At 69.6% G+C, this 23,949-nt stretch carries 20 protein-coding genes and 1 pseudogene; all 21 read left to right on the top strand.

Annotated features, from left to right (window positions below; all coding sequences use genetic code 11):
- The first annotated feature begins 214 nt into the window (after positions 1–214).
- Positions 215–1,270 carry an ACP S-malonyltransferase gene (locus tag AC4IJH_RS10730; protein ID WP_490851361.1) on the top strand — a complete coding sequence of 352 codons (1,056 nt, stop codon included), beginning with the start codon at positions 215–217 and terminating at the stop codon, positions 1,268–1,270.
- A complete protein-coding gene (locus tag AC4IJH_RS10735; protein WP_490851362.1) occupies positions 1,267–3,135 on the top strand; it encodes an acyl-CoA dehydrogenase family protein in 1,869 nt (622 codons plus the stop codon). The genes AC4IJH_RS10730 and AC4IJH_RS10735 overlap by 4 nt, the downstream gene beginning before the upstream one ends.
- On the top strand, positions 3,132–4,232 hold the full coding sequence (locus AC4IJH_RS10740; protein ID WP_490851363.1) for a 3-oxoacyl-ACP synthase III family protein: 1,101 nt from the start codon (positions 3,132–3,134) through the stop codon (positions 4,230–4,232). Before AC4IJH_RS10735 ends, AC4IJH_RS10740 begins: the two co-directional genes overlap by 4 nt.
- Positions 4,232–5,092 carry an SDR family NAD(P)-dependent oxidoreductase gene (locus tag AC4IJH_RS10745; RefSeq protein ID WP_490851364.1) on the top strand — a complete coding sequence of 287 codons (861 nt, stop codon included), beginning with the start codon at positions 4,232–4,234 and terminating at the stop codon, positions 5,090–5,092. The genes AC4IJH_RS10740 and AC4IJH_RS10745 overlap by 1 nt, the downstream gene beginning before the upstream one ends.
- A 32-nt stretch (positions 5,093–5,124) precedes the next feature.
- Entirely contained in the window at positions 5,125–6,228 is a 1,104-nt protein-coding gene (locus AC4IJH_RS10750; protein ID WP_490851365.1) for a beta-ketoacyl-ACP synthase III, read from the top strand.
- Positions 6,201–6,470, top strand: coding sequence for an acyl carrier protein (locus AC4IJH_RS10755; RefSeq protein WP_490851366.1), 270 nt, complete (start codon positions 6,201–6,203; stop codon positions 6,468–6,470). Before AC4IJH_RS10750 ends, AC4IJH_RS10755 begins: the two co-directional genes overlap by 28 nt.
- Positions 6,467–7,708, top strand: coding sequence for a beta-ketoacyl-[acyl-carrier-protein] synthase family protein (locus AC4IJH_RS10760; RefSeq protein ID WP_490851367.1), 1,242 nt, complete (start codon positions 6,467–6,469; stop codon positions 7,706–7,708). Before AC4IJH_RS10755 ends, AC4IJH_RS10760 begins: the two co-directional genes overlap by 4 nt.
- Positions 7,705–9,123, top strand: a complete 1,419-nt coding sequence (gene gdhA, locus AC4IJH_RS10765; protein WP_490851368.1) for an NADP-specific glutamate dehydrogenase — start codon at positions 7,705–7,707, stop codon at positions 9,121–9,123. Before AC4IJH_RS10760 ends, gdhA begins: the two co-directional genes overlap by 4 nt.
- Before the next feature lie 981 nt (positions 9,124–10,104).
- Positions 10,105–10,353: a hypothetical protein gene (locus AC4IJH_RS10770; RefSeq protein WP_490851369.1), complete on the top strand. Its 249-nt coding sequence runs from the start codon at positions 10,105–10,107 to the stop codon at positions 10,351–10,353.
- A gap of 39 nt (positions 10,354–10,392) precedes the next feature.
- Positions 10,393–12,303 carry an acyl-CoA dehydrogenase gene (locus AC4IJH_RS10775; RefSeq protein ID WP_490851370.1) on the top strand — a complete coding sequence of 637 codons (1,911 nt, stop codon included), beginning with the start codon at positions 10,393–10,395 and terminating at the stop codon, positions 12,301–12,303.
- A gap of 156 nt (positions 12,304–12,459) precedes the next feature.
- Positions 12,460–12,627: pseudogene (locus AC4IJH_RS10780) on the top strand (IS5/IS1182 family transposase); the annotation flags it as partial.
- 127 nt (positions 12,628–12,754) lie between these two features.
- Entirely contained in the window at positions 12,755–13,471 is a 717-nt protein-coding gene (locus AC4IJH_RS10785; RefSeq protein ID WP_490851371.1) for a hypothetical protein, read from the top strand.
- 1,194 nt (positions 13,472–14,665) lie between these two features.
- The gene (locus AC4IJH_RS10790) at positions 14,666–15,838 is read left to right on the top strand and encodes a PP2C family protein-serine/threonine phosphatase (protein ID WP_490851372.1); all 1,173 of its coding nucleotides are present in this window, start codon (positions 14,666–14,668) and stop codon (positions 15,836–15,838) included.
- Positions 15,839–16,053: 215 nt separating this feature from the next.
- A complete protein-coding gene (locus tag AC4IJH_RS10795) occupies positions 16,054–16,449 on the top strand; it encodes a RidA family protein (protein WP_490851373.1) in 396 nt (131 codons plus the stop codon).
- Between the two features lie 449 nt (positions 16,450–16,898).
- Positions 16,899–17,315 carry a hypothetical protein gene (locus tag AC4IJH_RS10800; protein ID WP_490851374.1) on the top strand — a complete coding sequence of 139 codons (417 nt, stop codon included), beginning with the start codon at positions 16,899–16,901 and terminating at the stop codon, positions 17,313–17,315.
- Between the two features lie 326 nt (positions 17,316–17,641).
- Positions 17,642–18,421 (top strand): IS256 family transposase, encoded by a 780-nt coding sequence (locus AC4IJH_RS10805; protein ID WP_490851375.1) that lies wholly within the window; start codon positions 17,642–17,644, stop codon positions 18,419–18,421.
- Positions 18,422–19,231: 810 nt separating this feature from the next.
- Complete coding sequence (locus AC4IJH_RS10810) at positions 19,232–19,342, top strand: keywimysin-related RiPP (RefSeq protein ID WP_490851376.1); 111 nt, start codon at positions 19,232–19,234, stop codon at positions 19,340–19,342.
- A gap of 27 nt (positions 19,343–19,369) precedes the next feature.
- Entirely contained in the window at positions 19,370–21,226 is a 1,857-nt protein-coding gene (locus AC4IJH_RS10815; protein ID WP_490851377.1) for a lasso peptide isopeptide bond-forming cyclase, read from the top strand.
- Positions 21,227–21,292: 66 nt separating this feature from the next.
- On the top strand, positions 21,293–21,547 hold the full coding sequence (locus AC4IJH_RS10820; RefSeq protein ID WP_490851378.1) for a lasso peptide biosynthesis PqqD family chaperone: 255 nt from the start codon (positions 21,293–21,295) through the stop codon (positions 21,545–21,547).
- Positions 21,544–21,978 carry a lasso peptide biosynthesis B2 protein gene (locus AC4IJH_RS10825; protein WP_490851379.1) on the top strand — a complete coding sequence of 145 codons (435 nt, stop codon included), beginning with the start codon at positions 21,544–21,546 and terminating at the stop codon, positions 21,976–21,978. The genes AC4IJH_RS10820 and AC4IJH_RS10825 overlap by 4 nt, the downstream gene beginning before the upstream one ends.
- A gap of 71 nt (positions 21,979–22,049) precedes the next feature.
- Positions 22,050–23,858, top strand: a complete 1,809-nt coding sequence (locus AC4IJH_RS10830) for an ABC transporter ATP-binding protein (protein ID WP_490851409.1) — start codon at positions 22,050–22,052, stop codon at positions 23,856–23,858.
- The last annotated feature ends 91 nt before the right edge of the window (positions 23,859–23,949 follow it).

A 23,949-nucleotide genomic window follows, 5' to 3' on the forward strand; every position in this document is an offset into this window, starting at 1 on the left:
AGCGAGAATCCGCGTCCCGCTTTCACGCCTTTCAACACCTGGCCGAAGGAAACCTGTACCCAGCGACCGGGCAGACCCGGTTCAATCAGTGACGAACAGCCACCCGATCCACGCGAGACGGCCTGTCACAGCCAACCGTCGGCGTCCTTACCGCCTCTCCCTCATTCACGGCAGAAGGACCGCATCGACCTCCCCCTGCGAAAGGAACGCATTCATGACTCACGCTCCGCCCCAGAGCCATGAGTGCCACGACGATACGCCGAGCACCGTGATCCATCTCTTCCCCGGTCAAGGGGACTTCGCCGTCAGCGCCTTGGTGCGGGCCATCCGCACGACGCCTGGCGTGCGCGAGGCCGTGGCCGACGTGTTCGGACAGGTCGAGGAAGTGGGCAAGGAATTCGGCATCGCACCGTTGGCCCCCTCACTGCTCAGTAACCGCCCGCCCAGCGGCCGCGACCTCGCCCAGGGCCCCGTCGGCACGTATCAACTGGCGCTCTACTGCTCCTCATTGGCCGTCCATCGCGCCCTGTGCGCGGCCGGCCTGACGCCCGACCGCATCGTGGGGGTCAGCTTCGGCGAGATCGCCGCACTCACAGCCGCGGGGGTGTTCTCCACGTCGGACGGGGCCCGGATCGCCTGCCTGCTGTCCCGTTATCTGTACCAGTGCGAGGGCGGGATGAGCCTGCTGGGCGCGGGCGAGGAGCAGGCCGAACGCCTGTTGCGCGAGTGGGACTCCCCCTCGCTGGTCCTGGCCTGCGTCAACGATCCCGGCGAGACCGTTCTCAGCGGTCCGGTGACGGATCTGGAGGGCGTGGAGAACCTCGCACGCCGACAGGGTCTGCCCGTGGTCCGGCTCCGGCTGCCCTTCGCCTCCCATCACCCGTCCTTCACAGGCCAGGCCGACGCCTTCGCGGCGGCGATCCGTTCCGTTCCCGCCCGGCGCGCCCGGCTGCCTGTCCACTCCGCTGTCCGCGGCGGCCCGTACACCCCACGGGACGACCTCCACCGGGCGCTGGCCGACTGCCTGGTCCGCCCCGCACGGCTGCCCAAGATCCTGCATCAGGTCACGATGTCTGCGCGCCCCCTGCTGCTGGAGGCGGGAACCGGCTGGGCGCTGACCCGCAACGTCCGCCATACCGTGGCCCCTTCGGCCGCCCGCGCGCTCGCACCCATCGGTGAACCCGGTTTCGCCTGGGCGCCCACCACCTCGGCACGGGATGCCGCCGTCCTCGCCGGCCCTGCCCTGCCCGCTACGGAGCGATGGCGATGACCACGTACACGCCACCCATCGACGAACTGCGACAGATCGTCAACGGCCCCTGCCCGCAGACTCTGCGCGACGAAGTGCAGGCAGCGCTTGCCCCGGTCTGCCCCCCAAAGACAACGCCCGCGGCCATCGGCGACGCCACGCGCCGCGCCCGCCACCACCGCGACCTGCTGTGCCGCCTCGCCCACGCCCTCCCCCCGGCAGAACAGCTGTGCCGCTCCCCGCAGTCGCTGGCCGCGCTCAGTGAGTGCCTCGCCGTCGCCGACCCGCCGTCCTGCATGGCCGCCCTGTCGCACTACGCGCTGTGCCTCAACTCGATCGTCTCGTTGTCGGACGACCCCGAGCAGCTCGGCTCCCGCTGGAAGGAGCTGTCCTCAGGCCGCACCAACGGCGTGTTCCTGGTCACCGAGATCGGGGACGGCAGCAGCCATCTGAGCATGCGCACCACAGCCGAATTCGACCCGGAGACATACGGGTTCGTGCTGAGCACACCGGACGCAGGGGCCGCCAAGGTCTCGGGAGTCGGAGCGCCGGGCATCGCCCAGTCCGCCGTGGTGTGCGCGCGGCTGCGGGTCGCGGGAAGCGACCACGGCATCTTCTCCTTCGTGGTGGATCTCGCAACCGCACAGGGCCCAGCGCCCGGCGTACAGATCTCCAGCCCTATCGAAGCAGCCGATCTCCCACTGGACTATGCGCTGGTGAGCTTCACCAACGTACGGCTGGCCTACGGGCAATGGCTCAACGACGGCGCGGCCATCGACGCACAGGGCCGTTTCCACGACCCGCTCCCCACTCCCGACGCCAGGCTCGCACGCACCTTGTGCGTCGGGCAGGCTCTGTGGGCAACCCTGCCCTCGGCGATGGCCGCCATGGCACGGAACAGTGCCGTACGGGCCGTACGGCACTCCGCGCACCGTCGTACCCACGGACGGCTGTCCCCCGGAAGCCCGGTGCTGGCCTACCGCTCGCAGCAGCACGCTGTCCTGGGCTGCCTCGCCGAGGCCTTCGCCCTGACCTGCGCCGGGCACGCCGCGCAGGGCATCTGGGCCCGCTCCTTGAGGCAGCACGGGTGGCAGCACAGGGGCGGGAACCACACCACCGTCATGGCCTTCTCCCCCTGGGCAGCCGTCGACCGCCCCCTCGCGGTCCTCAAGGCCCACGCGGTCCGCGCTGCCGCACGGGTGACCGCACAGTGCCAGCACCGCTGCGGCCTCGCCGGATTCCTGAACACCAACCGGCTCACCGCCTACCACGGCCTCGCCCACTCCTTCGACAGCGCGGGCGGCGACAGCCAGTTGATCCTCCTGGACGCCGGACGGGCCATCGCCGAAAAAGCGGGCGCCCCGGAAGCCTTCACCACGCCCCCTCAGGCGCCCGTCGGTCATCCGTACTGGTGGCCCGCCATCGCCCGGATCCACGAGAACACGCTCGCCAACCAGCTGCGCGCCACCCTCAAGAAACGAACGCTCAGCGGCCTTCGGGGACCGGAACTGTGGAATCCGCTCCTGGACGCCGCCCGGGAACTCGGTGAGGCCTACGCCGACCGCCTGGCCGCCGAGAGCCTGGCCTCGACCCTCGCCACCGTCAAAGACCCCGCGCTGCACACCGCACTCGATGTGCTGGCCGCGCTCTACGGCACGGCACAGGCCCGCCGTGTGTCAGGCCGGCTGCTGACCTCCGCAGTCCTCGACACCGACACCGCACGCGCCCTCCCCCAGGTGATGGACGCCCTGTGCGACCGGCTGCTGCCGCACCTGCCGCTCCTGGAGGAGGCCATGGCAACCCCGCAGAACACGCCTTCGGGCGCCGCTGACGACGCCACCGCTCCGAGCGGATCCGTCCGCTGGCCAACAGAAGGGCAGCCATGAGTCCCGTACCGACGAGTACCCCGCGCTACGGCGTGCTGGGGATGGGCACCTACCTTCCCCGTACCCGGCGCTCCAACGACGACATCGCGGACACGGTGGGAGTCACCCCCCAGTGGATCGCCGAACGCACCGGCGTCCACACCCGGTATGCGGCCGCACCCGAGGAGGCCTCCTCCGACCTGGCCGCGGCCGCGGTGCGCGCCGCCGTCGCCGCGGCCGGCATCGACATCGACCAGCTGGACGTGCTGATCCTGGCCACCTCCACCCCCGACGAACTGGGCCCCTCCACCGCCTGCCGCGTCCAGGCCCTCACGGGTGCACGCAACGCCGTGGCCCTCGACGTCAGCGCCGCCTGCTCCGGCTGGCTGTTCGCCACCCGGGTCGCGCACGACTGGCTCACCAACGATCCCTGTGCCCGGTACGCGGCCGTCGTCGGGGTCGAGGTCTACTCCCGGTTCGTCGACCCGGCCGACCGCGGGACCGCCGTCCTGTTCGCCGACGGAGCCGCGGCCTCCGTCATCGGCCCGGTGCACGACGGCGGCGGCTTCGAGGACTTCCGTCTGGGGTCTGACGGCACCGGCGCACATCACGTCCTCATCCGCGCCGGCGGCAGCCGCGCCCCGGCCAGCCCGGAGACGCTGGCGGGCCATCAGCACGACATCTGCATGGACGGCCGCGCGGTACGCGACTTCATCACCGACATCTTTCCTTCCATCGTCAAGGAGAGCCTGGTCCGCAACCGTCTGCGGCTCGACGACATCGATGTCTTCATCACTCACCAGCCCAATCCCGTGCTGCTGCGCGCCATCGGCGACCGCATCGGAATTCCCGAGGACCGGCTGGTCATCGTGGGCGGCGGAGTGGGCAACATCGGCGCGGCCAGCGCCCCTTACGCGCTCGCCAGCGCAGCCTCGCGCGGCCTGCTGCCCCCGGGCGCACGCGTCCTCATCGCCGCTTTCGGAGCCGGCGTCACCTGGGGCAGCGCCCTGCTGACCTGGAGCAACGCCTCCTCCATCCACCTGGCCCCGGCCCGCCCGGCCCACCCGGTGCCCGCGCCCCGCCCCCAGCCCGTCCCCGCTGCAACCAGGAGCACCTGATGACGAACCAGACCCCGATCACCGTGAGCGACCGCTTCCGCCTCGACGGAGCGCGTGCGCTCGTCACCGGCGCCTCGCGTGGTATCGGCCGGGCAGTGGCCGTCGCACTCGCCCAGGCCGGCGCCGTCCTCGCCCTCTCCGCCCGCTCCGCCACCGCACTGGAAGGAACCGCCGAACTCGTGGCGAAAGCGGGCAGCTCCGCCATGCTCACGCCCGGCGACCTCTCCGTACCGGGCACGGCGGATCTCGTGGTGGACAACGCCGCCGCCGCGCTCGGCGGACTGGACATCGTGGTCCACAACGCCGGCGTCCTGCCGTCCCAGCCCGACGGCAGTCCCACGATGGTCCCTCTGCAGGACTCCACACAAGCAGACTGGGACCAGGTAGTCTCCGTCAACCTCAACGCCACGGCTGCCCTGTGCCGACGTGCGCACCCTCATCTGGCCGCCTCCGCACGCGCCAGCGTCGTCCTCATGTCCTCACTCGCCGCTGTGGTCGGCACCCCCAGGATGGAAGCGTACGCCGCGACCAAAGCCGCCCAGGTCTCACTGGCCCGCAGCCTGGCTGTCGGCTGGGCCCGCGACGGCGTGCGCGTCAACGCGCTGTGCCCCGGCTGGACCCGGACCGACTTGACGGCCTTCGCGTACTCGACCGGACCGCTGTCCGACTGGCTGATGGCCCACGTCCCGATGGGCCGCTGGGCGGAGCCGGAGGAAGTCGCCAACGTCGCGCTCTTCCTCGCCTCACCCGCCGCGGCGTTCATCACCGGCCAGGCTCTGCTCCTGGACGGCGGAGCATCCGTACCCGATGGCGGGATGGCCGGGATTCCCAAGCCACCCTCCCCCTTCGTCAGCGTCTGACCGGCTCCCCTGCCCGAGGAGGGCACCCCCCCATGACCGAGCACCAGCCCACCGCAGTGATCAGCGGGATCGGCTCCTGCCTGCCTCCGCGCGTACTGTCCAACGAGGAGGTGACGCGCCGCGGCGCCCTGGACACCACCGACGCGTGGATCCGCACCCGCACCGGCATCGCCCGCCGGCACCAGGCCGAGGCCGGGACGAGCACCGCGGACCTCGCGGTGGCGGCGGGCCGGGCGGCGCTGCGGTCCGGACGCGCCCAGGCGGACCTGGTCCTGCTGGCGACGACCACCCCGGACCGCCGCTGCCCCGGCACCGCGCCGGAGATCGCGCACCGTCTGGGCCTGGGACCGGTTCCGGCCTTCGATCTGGCGGCCGTGTGCTCCGGATTCGTCTACGGCCTGGCGGTCGCCACCGGCCTGCTGCGCAGCGGCCTGTGCGCACGCCCGCTGGTGATCGGCGCCGAAACGTACTCCACCATCATCGACCCCCTTGACCGGGACACCGCCGTCATCTTCGGGGACGGCGCGGGAGCAGTCCTGCTGCGCTCCGGCGATCGGGACGAGCCCGGTGCGGTGCAGGCCTTCGACCTGGGGTCCGACGGCACGGGCAGCGACCTGATCGCCATCGCCGCCGGGGGATCGCGGCACCCGGACACCGCCGGGCCGGTGGGCCGCGACACCCGCTATTTCCGGATGCGCGGGCGGGAGGTGTACGGGCAGGCCGTGCGCCGGATGACCGACTCCTCCCTGGCCGTCCTGCGGCAACTGCACTGGGCGCCGGAGAGCATCGGAGCGTTCATCGGCCACCAGGCCAACCAGCGCATCCTGAACTCGGTGGCGGACCGGATCGGCATCGCCGCCCGCCACCGCTTCGGCAACATCCGCGAGGTCGGCAACACGGCTGCCGCTTCCATCCCACTGGCGCTGGCCGCCACCGTCGCACGCCAGGCCGTACTGCCCGGCACCCGCAGCCTGTTCACCGCTTTCGGCGGCGGCCTGACCTGGGGATCGGTCGCTCTGCACTGGCCGGAAGCAGTACCGCACACCAACGCGCCCGAAACCCGCATGACCGCATCCCCCGCCCCGCGCACACACCACAAGGAGACACGATGCAAGCCGTCTACGACCGTCTCGTAGCCGTCCTCACCGACAAGTTCCAGGTCGCGGCCTCGGACATCGGCCCCGACATCTCGCTCAGCGACCTGGAGTTCGACTCCCTCGCGGTCGTCGAACTCTATGTGACCTTGCAGGAGGACTGGAACGTCGAACTGGAGGAGGACGACTCCGCCGCCGAGATGACGCTCAAGAAGTTCGCCGAATCCGTGGAACTCCAGCTCCGGGCGGCACCATCACCCACCGGTCAAGGAGCCGGCCGGTGACATCGCGCCCGCGCTCCGACGCCATCGCCGTCACCGGCATCGGGCTGGTGACCCCCGCGGGAATCGGCACCAAGGCCACCTGGTCACGGGTCTGCGCCGGGGAGACCACGACGGCCGAGGATCCCACGCTCGACGGGCTCCCGGTCTCCCTGTCCTGCCGCGTGCCCGGCTTCGATCCGAAGCAGCACGTGGCTGCTGCCCACGCCTGGAAACTCGACCGCTTCACGCAGTTCGCCCTCGCGGCGGCCCAGGAAGCCGTGCAGGACGCCGGCCTGGACCCTTCCGTCTGGCTCAGCAGCCGAGTCGCCGTGGTCCTGGGGTCCGCCGCCGGCGGTCTGGCCACCTACGAGGACCAGCACCGCAAATTCCTGGACACCGGCGCCCGCACCGTCTCCCCGCTGACACTGCCGGCGTTCCTGCCCAACATGGCCGCAGGACAGCTAGCCATCGCCCTGCGTGCCAACGGGCCCGTCCTCCATACCGCCACGGCCTGCGCATCGGGAGCCACCGCGCTCATCACGGCGTCGATGCTCCTGGACAGCGGCGCGTGCGACATCGCCGTAGCGGGCGGCGCCGACGCCATGATCACACCCATGTGCGCCACCGCGTTCGCCAAAATGGGCGCGCTCTCGCGCCGCCGGGACACACCGAGCGCCGCCTCGCGGCCGTTCGACGCCGAGCGCGACGGCTTCGTCCTGGCGGAAGGAGCCGGAGTCCTGGTACTGGAACGGCACGCCGATGCCGTTGCCCGTGGCGCCGCCATGCACGCGCGGCTCGCCGGGTACGGCGCCTCCGCCGACGCCCATCAACCGGTGGCGCCCGACCCCGCGGGGCACGGCCTGCGCCTGGCGGTGTACGAGGCGCTGCGTACAGCTGACGCGACCCCGGACGACATCGACCACGTCAACGCCCACGGCACCAGCACCCCGCTCAACGACCGCACCGAAGCCCGCGTGCTGCAGCGGATTTTCAGCGCCGCACCGCCGGTCACCTCGGCCAAGGGCGTCCTGGGGCACACGATGGGAGCGGCCGGGGCCATCGAGGCCGCGCTCACCGCACTGAGCGTCGAGCATCAACTCGTACCGCCCACCGCCAACTTCCGGCGGCACGACCCGGAATGCGGCGATGTGAACCTCGTCAGCGGTGCGGCCCGCCCGCACCGCATCCGCCTCGCACTGAGCAACTCCGCCGGCTTCGGCGGGCACAACACCGTGCTGGCCTTCGCCCCCGCCGCATGACCAACCACCCCGGCGCAACGGAAAGGACAGGCACCATGCCGCCTCCTGCCCTCACCACAGCATCCCTTGAGCCGACGGACGCACGGCTCGGCTGCCTCTTCGAGATCTGTCGCCAACGCAACCCCGGCGAGGAGGAGTTCCACCAAGCGGTACACGAAGTCCTGGGCTCCCTCGGACCGGTGCTCGCCGTACGCCCGGAACTGGCCGAGCCCGGGCTCATCGAGCGCATCACCGAACCCGAGCGCCAGATCATGTTCCGGGTTCCCTGGCAGGACGACTCGGGCAGGGTCCGGGTGAATCGAGGCTTTCGTATCGAATTCAACAGCGCGCTCGGCCCCTACAAAGGCGGGCTGCGCTTCCACCCCAGTCTCAACCTCGGGATCGTCAAGTTCCTGGGCTTCGAACAGGCTTTCAAGAATGCCCTGACAGGTCTCGGCATCGGCGGCGGGAAAGGCGGCAGCGATTTCGACCCGCGAGGACAGTCCGAGAACGAGGTGATGCGCTTCTGCCAGTCCTTCATGACGGAACTCCACCGGCACCTGGGAGAGCACACCGACATCCCGGCGGGCGACATCGGGGTCGGCAGCCGCGAAATCGGATTCCTCTTCGGCCAGTACCGGCGCATCACCAATCGCTGGGAGGCCGGCACACTGACCGGAAAAGGCCTCCAGTGGGGCGGTTCGGAAATCCGCACGCAAGCCACCGGATACGGCACCGTGCTCTTCCTCGCCGACATGCTCGCGGTGCACGGCCGAAGCCTGGACGGCAGGAAGGTCACCGTATCCGGGTCGGGAAACGTCGCCCTCTACGCGATCGAAAAGGCCCAGGAAATGGGGGCCGACGTGGTCACCGCATCCGACTCCGGGGGCTTCGTCATCGACGAGAAGGGAATCGACCTGCCCCTCCTCAAACAGATCAAGGAGGAAGAGCGCGGTCGAGTCAGCGACTACGCACACCGCCGCGGCGCATCGGCCCACTACGTCCCCGGCGGCCGTGTCTGGGACGTCCCCGCCGAAGTCGCCCTGCCCTGCGCCACAGAAAACGAACTCGACGCGACCGCCGCGGCGACGCTGGTCACCAACGGCGTCAAGGCCGTCACCGAAGGCGCCAACATGCCCACCACAGCAGCAGCCGTACAGGTATTCCACCAGGCAGGCGTCAGCTTCGGGCCCGGCAAGGCCGCCAATGCCGGCGGCGTGGCAACCAGCGCCCTGGAAATGCAGCAGAACTCCGGCCGCGACACCTGGAAACGTCAACGTGTCGAGGAACAACTCGCCGCCATCATGCACCGCATCCACAGCCTCTGCTACGAGACCGCTGAGCGCTACGGGGCGCCGGGAAACTACGTCACCGGTGCCAACATCGCCGGCTTCGAACGCGTAGCCGATGCCCTGCTGGCCCAGGGCGTGATCTGAGGCGGGCAGACTCCCCGAACCCGACGCGACCAACCAGGAGTTCCGGCACCGCGAGAGCCAGCGCAAGCGGACGTTCGACTTCCCTCTTGTTTCAGCATTCGCGCGGACGCTTACGCCACCGCAAACGGGGCGAATGGAGCACTCTCACAGTGAGGCACTCAGCAAGTCGGCCGACAGGGCGCAGAGATGCACTCGGCGCCTCCCGCTTCCGTTGAATCTTTGCGCCAGTGAACCGGCTCACACAGAGGAGATATGGTGAACGACGCCGCGCTCTTCCCGAACTCCGGAGCACGCCGCGATCAGGTCTCGGCCCATCTATTGCCCGGCCAGGGGGACTTCACGATCAGCCCTCTGGTGAGGGCCTGCCGTCACAGCACCGCGCTGCGGGACCAGGCGGAGGTGACCCTCCTTCAAGTAGACCAGGCCACGGCGGAGTTCGGTCTGCCCCCGGCTCCTCGACCCGCACCCGCCCAGCGGCCAGCAAGCTGGCCGCCGCACCCCTCGGAACGGCTCAACTCGCCCTATACACGCCTCCCTGAGTATTCATCAGGCACTGTGTGCGCCACGCACGGCGCGCCGGTCGCACTGGTGGGAGTCAGCTTCGGGGAGATCGCGGCCCTCACGGCGGCCGGGGTGTACTCCGTACCGGACGGAGCGCGGATCGCCTACGAACTGGCTCAGATCCTCGCAACCTGCCCGGGCGGTCTGACGCTGCTGACCTGTTCGGAACGGACCGCGACGACGGCCCTCGCCCGTTCGGGAAACACCGATGCAGCCGTGGCTCGTCACCGATCACCAGGAGACCATCATGAGCGGCCCCGTCGCAGCGCTGCTCGCCGTCGAGGAATACGCCGCGGGCCGGGGCGTGACAGCACTCCGGCTGCGCCTGCCCTTCTCCTCCCACCACCCGGTCCTGGAGCCCCAGGCCGAGAGTTCACCTAAGCAGTACGGGCCCGGACCGCGCATCCGGCGCACCGCGTCGTGTACTCGGCCGTGGCGGGGCGGGCCTGCACCCCGCAGGAGGACCTGCCGCGCAGGCTGGCGGACTGCCTCGTACGCCCGGCGCACCTGCCTCGCCGCCGTCACCACGTGGCCGCCGGCCAGCGGCCGGACGTCTTCCTCGAAGCCGGCACCGGCCATGCCCTGTCCCGCAACGCCCACCGCGTCCTCGCGGACCGGACGCGGACGACGATCCGCGCTCCACTGGCCGACGAGTCATCCGCCTGGTGAGCGCGACATCCCCCTCACTCTTCCGCCGGGAGGTACCCCTTGCCCGCAGAAACCACGTTGAGCGAACCGCAGTCCGCACCCGACTCCCCTGTTCCCGACAGCGCCCGCGCCGAGCTGGCACGGCTCATCCACGGCCCGTGCCCGGCAGCGTTCCTGGACACCCTGCACACCGCCCTTGCTGCCGACCCCATGCCCTGCGCCCCCAATCCGCTCGGGCGCGAGGAGCACATCGTCCGTCGTCTGCACCGCCTGGGGCGGGCGCTGCCCACCGCCCGGGAGATGTTCGACCGACCGGAGCTGCTGGCGACACTGCTGGCCTGGGCGGCGGTCGCGGAGCCGGCGCTGTGCATGACCCTGGTCGGCCACCGCCTCCTGGGGCTGGGCTCGATGATCCACCTCACCCCCGAACCCGACACACTCAAACCCCAGATCGAAGCGCTGGAGACGGGCCGCGCAAAGGCCGCCTACCTCATCACCGAAGTCGGCCGCTCCAACAGCCACCTGGCCACCCGTACGCGTGCCGAATTCGACCCCGATACCCGTGAGTTCGTACTGACCACCCCCGAGGCGGGCGCCGCGAAGTTCGCCAACGTCGCAGCGCGCGGCGCCCCCCAGATCGGCGTCCCGCTGGCCCGCGTGATCGTCGACGGCACCGACCACGGAGTGTTCTCCTTCGTCGCCGATCTGACCGACGGAACCGGCCCCCTGCCGGGAGTGGAAATGTCCGCTCCCATCGAACTGGGGGCGCTGCCCCTGGATTACGCCCAAGTCTGCTTCCACGGCCTGCGGTTGCCCTACGAACGGTGGCTGCGCGACAGCGCGGCCATCGACGAACACGGCAACTTCCACGATCCCCTCGGCTCCACCGATGCCCGCCTGCAGCGCACGTTGTGCGTGGGGATGGGACTGTGGGGCGCCCTGCCGTCCGCCGCGGCCGCGGTCTCGCGCCAGTCCTCGGCACTGGCCGCGCGCTACGCGCGCCACCGCAGCACCGAGGGACGGCTCGCCCAAGGTGTCCCCCTGATCCGATACCGCACCCAACAGCACGGAGTACTGGGCGCGATGGCCGACGCCTTCGCCCTGACCTGCGCGGCGGAGCAGGCCCGCACGATCTGGGCGGACTCCCTGGCCCGGCACCCGGGCGTCGGCCCGTCCGGCCCAACGGATGCCATGACCTTCGCGCCCTGGTCCGCAGTCAGCCGCCCGCTGTCCGCCTACAAGGCCCACACCGTGCGGGAAGCCGCGCGGATCACGGCCGCCTGCCAACGGCACTGCGGGGTCGCCGGACACCTCGACGTCAACAAGATCGCCGCCTACCACGGCTTCCACTACGCCTTCGACGCCGCGGGCGGTGACAGCCAGCTCATCTTCTACGACCTCGGCCGCGCCCTCACCGACGTGGCGGACGCCAGCGCCGAGCCCTCGGCGCGCCCGGCCAACCCGAACACGGCGGCGGATCCGGCCTGGTGGCCCGCAGTCGTACGGGCCCACGAACAACGCCTCGCCCGCCGACTGCGCCAACGGCGCGACGAGCGCGCCCGCCTCGGCCGGGACGACTTCACCGTGTGGAACCCCCTGCTGGAGAGCGCCGGCGAGCTGGGCGAGACCTACGCCGCCCGGCTGGCCGCCAACGACGTGACCCACACGCTGGCCTCCTTGAGCGACCCCTCCCTCAAAGCCGCCCTGGAACCGCTGGCGGCACTGCACGGCGTACTCGCCGCCCGCCGCAGGGCCGGATCCCTGCTGACCACCGAGACACTGCGGCCGGCGGACCTGCACCTGCTGCCCGAGCGGGCCGACCAGCTGTGCGATGATCTCATGCCCCACCTTCCGCTGCTGGAAGAAGCCTTCTCCTATCCGCACGCGGTGGTGGCAGCGCCCCTGGGAGCCCCCGACTTCCAAGACTCTCTGGCCGGTTCCCTACGCTGGCTGCGCGGAGGCACGTCATGACCACACACCACGGGGGCACCGCATCGGCGCCCGCGCCATGGGGACCTACCTCCCCGCCGCATCCGTACCAACGGGGAAGTTGCCGACGCGGTCGGCGTGCGCGCCGACTGGATCCGCGAACGCACCGGTGTCCACACCCGCCATGTGGCCACCCCCGTGAGCCAGCGGAAGCCGTACCCCAGTGACCTGTCCGGCGCCCGATGGGCCCTGATCGAGCCGACGTTGACGGCCTGGAGAACTGCCCGGATCGACCGCCGGCCCACCGGCCAGCCACCCAAAGTCGAGCTCCATGATGTGTTCGACGCGATTCTCTACGTCAACCGCCCTTGAGTTTCGCCCTTTTTGCAGGGTCGCTTGGGTGGTTGGGGCTGCTGGCGTTTGGGCCGTGTGGCCTTGGCGGCGGCCGTAGGGTGGGGCCGTGGATGAGCGCCTTGTAGTACAGGTGCAGCACTTGGACCAGCAGGGTCGGTCGGCGAAGGCGATCGCCAGGACGCTGGGGGTGGGCGTCAGAGATGTCGTCGGGGTGCTCAACGGCGCCGTGCAGGTCTCGGGGCCGGGTCGCGGCGAGCCTCGTTGCTGGGTGAACGCCGGCTGGAGCCGCAGTGTGGATCTTGAGGATGCGCCGCAGTGGGCGGGTCTTGATCCCGGGGCTTCCGGCGCGGAGGAGGTGCGCGGTCTGGTCGCGGTACTCGTCGCCGCGGACAGCATGCGCTCCTCGAAGGCGCAGGTCGCGGGGTTCCTGCTGGACGTGTGGTGTCTTGGGGTGAAGAACGCGCTCGCCCCGGAAGCGATGAGTGAGAGTCGGCTGGCCGGGCACCGGGGGCTTTACTTCAGCGCCTTCGAGGGGCATGTGCAGGTTCCGGCCGACCTCGCCTGCGCTCTGGTGTTCGGGGCCGCCGCCTACGCGCGGGGCTTCGGGTTCGAACCCGAGGGGGAGCTCGCCGAGGAGTTCACGCAGGCCGCCGTGCTGCTCGGCGAGCCTGCGGGCTCCAGTCCGATCGGCTTCGGCCGGGACGGCAAGCCCTTCTTCGTCAACGGCCCCTACGACGATCCCGAGGTGGTGTTGCGGACGCTGCGGCGCGCGGTCGGCGACGACGGTTTCCACTTCGAGGTCGCCTCCCCCGAGCAGCCGTCGCGGCGACGTCGCTTGTTCAGGCCGCGCTGGTAGCGGTCGGCGCGCCGGAGCCGGGCAGCGGTCTCCACCCGGGTGGGTGACGGGTCGGCTGTTCTCGCCCGCGGTGGGCTGGGGCGTCGGCAGCATCGGCGTTGTGGCGACCGCGCCCGGGGAGGGGACGCCGATGCCCGCAAGTTTGGTGGTGCCCGCGTCGTTGTTGGCGGTGCTGGAGAAGCTGCGCGTGTTCACCACGCCGGGGTTCACGACGTTGACGAACATGAGAGACCGTATCGCGCGCCGTAGCGCGCCTGTGCTCGTTAGAAGCCGTTGTCGGTCGTGTCCGCTCACGTGGTGTAGCGGATCACGTTTCGCTTCGGGACAGCACTCCCATGACCAGCACGTTGGTGTGTGGGGGGGCTGGAGATGCAAGATCGATTACACCGCTCTGCGGGACACGACCCCGTTGTCTTTGGGTCCGGTTCGTCTCGAGTGACTGGCTGACCTGGCCTCGTTGGGTCGGGGACGGGACGCCGTGCGTCCTTGCGGACCTCGGTTTTCCCGTCCCCGACCCAACAAAGCCAGGTCAACCCCACCCCGGGACCGGGGACGCCCACCTCGTCTGCCAGGACCTGATCACAGGGCTCACACCAGTACCTCCGTGACCACCAGATTGCCTTCGCCGCCCGTACTCGGGCCGACCTCCACCCGATTCAACCTGGCCTCCGGCCGCGACCTGAGCGCGCCCAGCCCGAGTGTCAAATCATGTGACAGCAAACTGCACTCTCTGCGTGGCTCCTACTCGGACCCCACTACTCGTCAAGACCGCGGGCATCCGCAGCCTCAATCTTCCACCCGGGTCGAGGCAAACCTCGTGCTCTTCGAGTACATCGACGGGCTCTATAACACCTGGTGTATCCAGGATCTGCTCGGATGACTTTCACCCGTAGGGCTCGAAGGAAAGGAATAAGCCGAGCAAGCGACAGCCGAACAAGTGAATCTAAACATCCGTCACCCCACCCTTACCAGCTGATTGACTCCTCCGAGCAACGGGGAAACCTCGAACGGACTGAGTGCGGAGGGAAGCCGCAGACTGCGGCATGCCTGGAGGTGATAGCAGTTCCACAAACGCGTCGGGATGGCATCTCGTAACGATCCGCATTGCCGGAGGGCTCCTCAGCAACACACTGAACGTGCTGCGAAACAGCTCCGGTACGCCCATATGCTGTGCGTTCTTCCAGCATTTCACCTATGGACAACGAACGAAAACACGGTGATGACGTGGGACTCGCAGCTGCAGGAGAGGACTCCGAGCACAGCCGTCTGCGGCTGCGGAACGGAGAACTCTGGACCGGGCTGTTTGCCATGGGCGCTGTCATCATCGCCCTCGCCGCCCTCACGGGAGTGGATCTGAGGTTTGCCCCGCTGCTGATCGTGCTGCCTACTGCCGCTCTGGGGTCAGTGCGCCAGACGGTGATCGCGTCGGTGTGGGCAACGGCGATACTTTGGGCACCCCACCTTTTCCGGCCCCTGCAGCTGCACCTCGAGCTCGGTATGACGCTGGGAATGGTGGCCTTCGAGGCTCTCGCCGTCGGTGCCTGTGCCCTGCGGGTCAAGCGCGAGCGCGAACTCACCCGCCTGCGGTCCACGCTCCTGACCCTTCAGCGTCAGATGCTGCGCCCGCTGCCGGTGCTCACTGCACAGGCCATGGTCCATGGGCTGTATGAGGCGGTCGATGAGGACCGCCTCATCGGCGGAGACGTGTACGAGGTCCTGGAATCTCCGTACGGGACACGGATTTTGATCGGGGACGTGCAGGGCAAGGGAGTGGCGGCCATCGGCTCGAGCTTCACCGTACTCGGAGCCTTTCGCGAAGCAGCCTTTCAGGAGCCCACACTCACGGTGGTGGCCGAGTCCCTGGAGACCGCCATCGTGCGCCACAACGCCTTTGCCAGCCAGAGCGGAGGTCCAGAACGTTTCGTCACGGCGCTGCTCCTGAGCATCGACGAACAGGTGGGTGTCCAGGCGATCAGCTGCGGTCACGTGGCACCGTTCCTGGTCTGTGACGGGACCGGCGGCGAGATCTCATTGGCCGACATCTCCGTTCCGCTGGGGCTGGACGAACTCTCTTCGCAACCGCGCAGGGTCTCCTGGTTCAACCTGCCCCCGCACGCCACGCTGCTGGTGTGCACCGACGGCGTCACCGAGGCCCGCGACCGGGAGGGCAACTTCTACCCCCTGGCCGAACGGCTGCCGCGCTGGAGTGATCTGACCGCCGACAAACTGCTCGATGCCCTGTACCGGGACGTCAGGGGATTCGCCTCAGGAGACAATCACGACGACATCGCCGTACTCGCTATTCGCCGCACCACCACCGCCAGCATTCCGCTGCCTTCAGAGGATGTTGAGCCTGTTGCAGGATGAGTCTCCACGGCGGATGGCAATCGCGACGGCGTCGTCGCGTAGGGAGGTGTTGCACCGACTGCGAGGCCAGGAGCTGTCACAGCGCCCATTCGCCGTGTCGGGAATCTTGGAAGGTCACCTTCAGCCCCACCCCCATAACGGGGAACCTCAAGCCTGGCGGCTACCGAGCCGATGGATGTACGTACTCCCGATGAATCGAATGGAGCTGATGTGCAGTGGAACGCACGGCGGTCAACCCGGTGACGTGGTCGCAGGAGATGGGATTCAACCAGGGTGAGGTCGTCTCCGGGCACACCAGGACCCTGTACATCTCGGGGCAGACCGCGATGAGCGGCGACGGCAAGCCCCAGCACGACGGTGACATGGCGGCGCAGTTGACGCTGAGCATCGACAACCTGGAGGCCGTGCTCAGCGAGGCCGACATGTCTCTCGCCAACCTCGTCCGGCTCAACGTCTACACGACCGACGTCGATCTGCTCTTCCAGCACTACGGCGCCTTGGCGGGGCGGTTGGGCGCCGCCGGGGTGGCTCCGACCACCACGATGCTCGGGGTGACCCGACTGGCGATCCCCGGCCAGATGGTCGAGCTCGAGGGGACCGCCGTCGCGTGATGCGACCTCGCCGCCCCTGCTACTCGTGCCGGTTCGACCGGCACGAGTAGCAGGCGTTAGGTCCCTTCGGAAAGCCATCGCCGAACTCGCACCGACCGGAACCGAACCCGATCCGCCCGAGTCGAGCACCGCCTGCCAGGCCATCGTGAACGCCTTCAACCAGCACCCCGGCCAGGCGTTTCGGGTCCGCGAACTGCACGAACTCCTCGGCATGCCCACCGGCGACCCGTCCATGGACGGGACGTGCAGTCGCTTCGGACGCCTCACCTGCCACCACGTCCTCGCTCAACCCGGACGAGGTTGTTACCAGCAACGGACCTAACGCCTGCTAAGTGAGCAGAACGCGAACCTGCTGGCACCCAGCCTGGGCGGTGGCCGCCATGACGCACGAATGGAGGAACGATGGCAGGATGGGCATAGGGGAAAAATCGTATTGAAGGGGAAGAAACATGGCAGAGCTAAACCAGGGGCTCGCGTCGGTGTCGCAGAAGGCTCAGGAAGCTGCGGAACGGGTACGCGCCGCGCAGGCTGAGGACAAGGAGAAGCTGGAAGCGGTGGTCGAACAGGCCAAGGCCAGCACCACTCAGCAGGCTCAGGAATTGCAGAAGCGGACCGCGCGAGGACAGGAGCAGGCCGCAGAGAGCTGGCAGCAGCTGAAGACAGGCTGGCAGCAGCATGTGGAGCAGATAAAGGAGAAGCGCGTTGAGCGGGTTGCTAAGCGCGACGCGAAGGCGGCTGAGAGGTATGCGGAAGCGGCCGAGGCCTACGCGGCCGATGCGGTCGATTTCGCGCTCTCTGCCATCTCCGAGGCCGAGTATGCCGTCCTGGAAGCTGTGCTTGCCCGTGCGGACGTGGACGAGGGCTAACGACGGTATCGAGCCGAAACTCTTGGCATTCCTGTACACAGAGCTGTGGCCGGCGGCGATGCCTGCCCCCAGCAGCAGACCAAGAGTTTCGGATCGATAACTTCTGTACGTGCGGACGGTCTTCGGCTGATCGCGTGCTTGGGCAGCGGTTGCTCAGTGGCGCGAGGAGAGTGTGCTCCGCTCACGATCTCCTCGCGCGGTCCGTTCCCACCAGGTCCACAGCGTGCGGGAGTCGACCGTGTACCTTCCCGAGGGGATGGGGCCGGAGCCGCTGGCACATCGCGCGCCTGGGGTTCTGGCGGCCTTGCCTCAACGGGCCGGTCACGGTGGCCCGCCCCAAGCTGCGCGGGACCACGGAGAAGTTCGCCTCCCGCCTCTTCGGAGCGCATGTCACCCGGACCAACGCCCTGGAGTCGCTGGTCATCGCGTCCTTCGTCCGGGGGATGCCGGTCCGCGATGTCGAGAACGCCCTGGCCGACGCGCTCGGCCCTGAGGCCGCCCTGTCGAAGTCGACGGTGTCGGTGATCTGCACCCGGATCCGCGACGAGTTCGACGCGTGGCGCCGTCGCGACCTGTCCGGCACCGACCTCGACTACCTGTTCCTGGACGCCTCGCACTTCACGATGCACGACGGGCACGCCGCCGAGCCCGTCCTGGCCGCCTGGGGCATCACCACCGACGGAAAGCCCGCCTTCGTCGGCTTGGACAACGCCCAGGCCGAGTCCACCGACGCCTGGCACGGCTTCCTGGGCGACCTGGCCGACCGCGGGCTCGTCTCGCCGCTGCTGGTGATCTCCGACGGGGCAAAGGGCCTGATCAGCGCGGCCGAGCAGGTCTTCCCCAGGGCCCTGCGCCAGCGGTGCACCGTTCATAAGCTCCGCAACGTCCTCGCGAAGATCAGCAAGGACGACCAGGAAGCCGTCCGCGCCGGGTTCTGGGCCTGCTTCGACACCAGCGACGAGCAGCTCAAGCTCCTCGTCCCGGAACTCCGCGTCTTGGCGGACGGATCAACCGCCGACGAAGCCGCAGCGGTGCACGAGATCCTGGCCCTGGCTGTCCAAGTCGAACGCAAGCCGCATCGGTATCTCGTCTTCAACGGCGACTGACACCGTCATTCCCGCAACAGGGCACCAGGCCGCCCATCCGATCTCACGTCGCTCCTTCGGTGCCGCCCGCTGGCCAACACCGCCTTCGCCGACCCCCAACCACCTCGAACGCAGCCTCCGGCGGGCCCTGAGGTATGGCCAACACCGCTTCGACCTCATCAGCGGCTGCCTCACCGAAACCGGTCTCACCCTCCACCCACCCGACGCGACATCCCACCGAAGAGATCAGTAGTGCATCCAGAGTCCTGAACTCTCAAGGTCAAGTCGGCTCCGAATACAGGGTTCAGAATGCGGCCACGACGATTCACGGCCGGAATGCCTTGAACTGTTCAGGGCCCTGTCAGTGCTGGTCGCCGATCGGTGGTTCCGCTTCGGGGCCGTGATCGGACAGCGAGGTCCTCAAGAGAGGGAGTGCGTTCGACAAGGTGCGCACGGCGGGGTGGGTTGTGCGCTGGGCGGCGCCCCTCTTGTTGGGTGAGCGCCCCTGTGCGCTGGGCGTTGAGGATGTACCGGACGCGCAGATGAAAAGGATTCGCCCGGTGCGGGGTGGTCATGGAGGGGAAAATTTATGCTTCAACTGGGCATTCTGCGGGCTCGGCATATGCATTTTACATGTTGTACGTATGATTGTATGACTTACTTCTGTGTCATTGCGGGGTCCTGACGGTGTATCGCTAGTCTCTGCCGCGTGTTCCACCGCCTCCCTGCTCCGGGCTCCCGATGGGCCCGGGGTGCGGGCGACCGTAGGCGAGTTCGACAGTCTGCGGGCGGCCAGGAAAGCGGTGGCGAAACCTGCACTGAGGAGACGTCATGAAGAAGCCTTACGAGGCACCGACGCTCGTCCGGCTGGGAACGTTCAGGAAGAAGACCGGTCTTCTTCAGCGTCACGGCAATGACCGTCTCATCCTGAGCAAGAACTGACGGCCGTCGATTCGTTGATACGAAGCGATGACTGAGTCGCACGCAAGTGCGGGTCCGGGCCTCGGCGACGCGCACTTCGCAGTCTTTCCCGACTGCGAGGGCGCGGCCGCCGTGGCCCGCTCCTTCGCCCGCCCCGGAACGCGCACGCTGGCCCACCCCTCGGGGCGCCCCTGGATGATCGGCCGGTGGCACGAGAAGGAAATCGTGACCGCGTACGCACGACAGGCGGCGATTGCCGTCGTCGGCTGCTGCCCGGTCGACGCCGCCGAACTGGAGCACCACGCCGCCCGGTTGACGGACGTCGTGGAGCTGGGCGCCCTGGCCCGCAGACTCGCCGGCAGCTTCCACCTCGTGGCCGCGGCCGAGGGCCGGATCAGGGTGCAGGGCACCGCATCCGGCCTACGGCTGGTCTTCCACGCCCTCATCGACGGCGTACGCGTGGCCGCCACCAGCGCCGATGTGCTCGCCGCCGCGCTCGGAGCGGGCGTCGACACGGAGCAGCTGGCCACCCGCCTGCTCTGGCCGGTCCCCTATCCGCTGTTCGAAGCACCCATGTGGCAAGGCGTCTCGGCCGTGGCCCCGCAGGATGCCCTGATCATCGCGCCGGACGGGCGGTCCGCGAGCCGGTCGCGCTGGTGGACACCGCCGGAGCCGGTCCGCTCACTGGCCGGGGGCGCGCCGGCCGTCCGCGAAGCCCTCGGCGCGGCCGTCGCCGCTCGTACCCAGGCGGGCGGTGTGGTCAGCTGCGACCTTTCCGGCGGCCTGGATTCCACCTCGATCTGTTTCCTGGCGGCGCGGTCACCGGCGCAGGTGGTGGCCAGCACCTGGCCGGGGCGCGACCCGGCCGACACCGATCTGCACTGGGCCAAGAAGGCCATCGGTCATCTGCCGGACGTCGAGCATGTGGTCTGGGACGCCGATGCCTCGCCGCTGGTCTACAACAACCTGCTCGGCATCGACGATCTCCTCGACGAGCCGACCATCGGCGTCATGGACCGGTCCCGGGTGCTGCACCATCTGCCGGCGCTGGCCAGGCGCGGCAGCCGGCTCCACCTCACCGGCATCGGCGGCGACCATGTCGCCTGGTGCTCCGAGGCGTACTACCACCGCCTGGCGCGGACGCGCCCGTTCTTCGCGCTGCGGCAGCTGCGGGGGTTCCGTGCGCTGTGGGAGTGGCCGCTCGGCGGCACCGTACGAGCCCTGGCCGACACCCGGTCGTACGGGGCGTGGCTGGCGGACGGCAGCCGGCAACTGCGGGATCCGGTGCCGCCGACCGTCAGCACCAGTCTCGGCTGGGGCATGCCGCCCCGCCTGTTCGGCTGGGTGACTCCGGACGCCGAGGAGAGCGCCCGGCGGGCGCTGCGCAGGGCAGCGGCGATCGCGACGCCGTTGGCGCCGGACCGCGGGCTGCACACCGACCTGGAACAGATCCGGTCCTGCACGCGCGTGATCCGGCAGTGGGACCGCATGGCGGCCCGGGCCGGACTGCCGATGGCCTCGCCGTTCTTCGACGACCGCGTCATCGAGGAGTGCTTGGCGGTCCGCCCCGACGAACGGGTCACTCCATGGCGGTACAAACCCCTCCTGGCGACCGCCATGCAGGGGATCGTTCCGCAGGAGTGCCTGCGGCGCGCGAACAAGGCCGAGGCGTCGATGGACGCCTCCAGCGGACTGCGCGAGCACCGCGGCGACCTCCTGGCGCTGTGGGAGGACTCCCGCCTGGAACGGCTCGGCCTGGTGGACGGCGACGCCCTGCGCCGACTGGCACAGCGCCCCTCAACCCCCGGACTGCAAAAGGCAATCCTGTACTCGACCATCGCATGCGAAGTGTGGCTGCGCGGCCTGGAACGCACCTTAAAGGCCACGGCCCCCAGTGCGCCCTGACACCCCGGAGGCGCACTCCGCCTCGCGGCGCACACCCGACCGCACCGGCAGAAAGGCGAGCACACCATGGCATTGAGGTTCGTCGCCGACGTCTCCACGGCAAGAACGGAATACGGCACGGTACTCCTGGACGAACACAGCGGCCATTACTGGGAGTTGAACCCCACCGGCACTCTGGTGGTCACCACACTGCTGGCGGGCGGCGACGAAACAGCCGCGGTCGACGCCCTCATGGCCGAGTTCGACATCGACCGCGACCACGCGGCACAGGACGTCGCGGCCCTCGTACAGGAACTGCGCACCTCGGGGCTGGCCGAATGACGACACCGAGCGCGCTCGAACGACCTGCCGGCGTGCCCTTCGCGCGACGGCTGACCGCCGCCCTCGTCCTGCTCCCTGCCGTCGCCCTGTCGCTTCTGCCGCCGCGCCGCATCCGCGCCGTGCTCGGCCTGATCCGCCGGGGCGCCGCACCCGCCTCCCTGGCACAGGCCAAGAACGCCCGCGACGCGATGTGCGCGGTGAGCCTGCGCTGCGCCAAACCGCGCGGCTGTCTGCCGCGCTCGCTGGGTGCCGCCCTGCTGTGCCGCCTGGGCGGGTCCTGGCCGACATGGTGCACCGGAGTGCGCGTGGTGCCCCCCTTCACGGCGCACGCCTGGATCGAGGCGGAGGGCCGCCCGGTGGACGAAGGGGTGCCCGACGACTACTTCGCCCGGCTGATGACCGTCGCCCCGGTGAGCCGGTCGGAGCAGTGAGCGAGCCGACCGCACAGTGCGCCGGGCCACCGGGCGGCGGCGACCGCTCCACCCGCGCCGCGGTCGCCACGATGTACCGGCTCACCGCCGGGCACCGGGCCTCCATCGTCACCGCCACCGTGCTGACCGTGGTGGGTTCCGCCTTGGGGCTGGCTCAGCCCCTTGTCGCCAAGCGGATCGTGGACGCGAACGGACACGGGCAGGTCCTGTGGCCGCTGTTGCTGCTCCTGGCCGTGCTGTTCGTGACCGAAGCCGCGACGGGCGCGGTAGGGCGGTTCGTCCTGGAACGTATGGGCGAGGGCGTGGTACGCGGGCTGCGCCACGGTCTGGTGGCGCGGTTGCTGAGACTGGAGATGCGCGAGTACGACCGGCACCGCAGCGGTGACCTGATCTCCCGGGTGACCGCGGACACCACCTTGCTCAGGGAGGTGGTCTCCCAGGCGCTGGTCGACCTGGTGACGGGGGCCCTCGTCGCGGCGGGGGCGATCGCCCTGATGGTGTGGATCGACCCGCTGCTGCTGGTGCTCGTGGCGCTGACCGTGGCGGCCGCCGCAGCGATCGTGGCCTCCCTGCTGAAGGCCATCCGGACGGCATCCGAGCGGATGCAGAGCTCGGTCGGCGCGATCGCCGCCGAACTGGAGCGCGCGCTCGGCGCCCTGCCGATGGTCCGGGTACACCGTGCCGAGGGACGCGAGGCCCGGCGCATCGGGGAGCGCGTCGAGTCCGCGTACAGCGCAGGAGTACGGACCGCGAAACTGGCCTCGGTGATGAGCCCCGCGGTCGAACTGGCCGTCCAGGGCTCGTTCCTGATCGTCCTGGTCATCGGCGGCCTGCGGGTCAACGGCGACGCCAACTCCCTCGGCGACCTGGTGGCCTTCTTGCTGTACGCGTCCTACCTGGTGCTGCCGCTGTCCTCGGTCTTCCGGGCGGCCGGTCTGATCCAGCGCGGCATGGGGGCGTACCAACGGATCGAGCAGGTTCTGGCACTGCCCGCGGAACCTGACGCGCCCCCTGAGCCCGTACCGTCGTCGGCCCCATCGCCCATGCGAGGGCAGGAAGAACAAAAGGCGGCGTCGGCATGGTGCCGGCCCGCGGAGCAGACCAGCACCAGCGAGCCGCCGGTCCTCGCTCTGCACGGCATTGGCTTCGGCTACGACCCGAGCCGACCCGTGCTGCGCGATGTCTCGCTCACCGTGGCACACCGCCAGCAGGTAGCGCTGGTCGGCCGCTCGGGAGCGGGCAAGAGCACCGTCTTCGCCCTGGTGGCCAGGTTCTACGAACCGGACCGAGGGACGCTGCGGTTCAACGGACGGCCCGCCGCCGGGCTGAGCCGGCAGGAGTGCCGGGCGCAGATCGCCGTCGTCGACCAGAACACCCATGTCGTCCATGGGACGCTGCGGGACAACATCGTCTACGCCGTTCCCGACGCCACCGATGACGAGGTTCGGCGCGTGGTCGAACTCGCCCAGCTGGACGGGGTGGTGGAACGGCTGCCCGGCGGTCTCAGCGGCCTGCTCGGCGAACGCGGCGGCACGCTGTCGGCGGGGGAGCGGCAGCGGGTAGCTCTGGCACGCGCCCTGCTCGCCCGCCCCTCGCTCCTCCTGCTCGACGAGCCCACCTCTCACCTGGACGCCATCAACGAGGCCGCGCTCACCGAGGTGATGAAGGAAGTCACCCAGGAATGTGCGCTGCTGGTCATCGCACACCGGCTGTCCACGGTCCAGCACGCCGACCGGATCGTCGTGCTGGACAACGGCCTGACGATTGCCTCCGGGCGCCACGAGGAACTGCTGGCGCACAGCGTCGCCTACCGTCGGCTGGCCGCGGGACAGATGCTGCGCCGGACCGGCACTCCGCACCCGCCGGCAGCGGGCCCGTGAAGTCAACAGGCAATCGCGGTGATGCGGTTGGTGCCGCAGCGGAGCTTCCGCAGGAGGCGCCAGTCCTTGAGGGGCCAGCCAGCTGGGCTTG

This window comes from Streptomyces sp. UF-297, from assembly GCF_058245575.1.

Coding starts and splice junctions, on each gene's coding strand:
- AC4IJH_RS10830 (WP_490851409.1), top strand. CDS start 22,050: ATGTACCGGCTCACCGCCGGGCACCGGGCCTCCATCGTCACCGCCACC.
- AC4IJH_RS10810 (WP_490851376.1), top strand. CDS start 19,232: ATGAAGAAGCCTTACGAGGCACCGACGCTCGTCCGGCTGGGAACGTTC.
- AC4IJH_RS10815 (WP_490851377.1), top strand. CDS start 19,370: ATGACTGAGTCGCACGCAAGTGCGGGTCCGGGCCTCGGCGACGCGCAC.
- AC4IJH_RS10740 (WP_490851363.1), top strand. CDS start 3,132: ATGAGTCCCGTACCGACGAGTACCCCGCGCTACGGCGTGCTGGGGATG.
- AC4IJH_RS10750 (WP_490851365.1), top strand. CDS start 5,125: ATGACCGAGCACCAGCCCACCGCAGTGATCAGCGGGATCGGCTCCTGC.
- AC4IJH_RS10755 (WP_490851366.1), top strand. CDS start 6,201: ATGCAAGCCGTCTACGACCGTCTCGTAGCCGTCCTCACCGACAAGTTC.
- AC4IJH_RS10825 (WP_490851379.1), top strand. CDS start 21,544: ATGACGACACCGAGCGCGCTCGAACGACCTGCCGGCGTGCCCTTCGCG.
- AC4IJH_RS10730 (WP_490851361.1), top strand. CDS start 215: ATGACTCACGCTCCGCCCCAGAGCCATGAGTGCCACGACGATACGCCG.
- AC4IJH_RS10735 (WP_490851362.1), top strand. CDS start 1,267: ATGACCACGTACACGCCACCCATCGACGAACTGCGACAGATCGTCAAC.
- AC4IJH_RS10800 (WP_490851374.1), top strand. CDS start 16,899: ATGGCAGAGCTAAACCAGGGGCTCGCGTCGGTGTCGCAGAAGGCTCAG.
- AC4IJH_RS10820 (WP_490851378.1), top strand. CDS start 21,293: ATGGCATTGAGGTTCGTCGCCGACGTCTCCACGGCAAGAACGGAATAC.
- AC4IJH_RS10790 (WP_490851372.1), top strand. CDS start 14,666: ATGGACAACGAACGAAAACACGGTGATGACGTGGGACTCGCAGCTGCA.
- AC4IJH_RS10745 (WP_490851364.1), top strand. CDS start 4,232: ATGACGAACCAGACCCCGATCACCGTGAGCGACCGCTTCCGCCTCGAC.
- gdhA (WP_490851368.1), top strand. CDS start 7,705: ATGACCAACCACCCCGGCGCAACGGAAAGGACAGGCACCATGCCGCCT.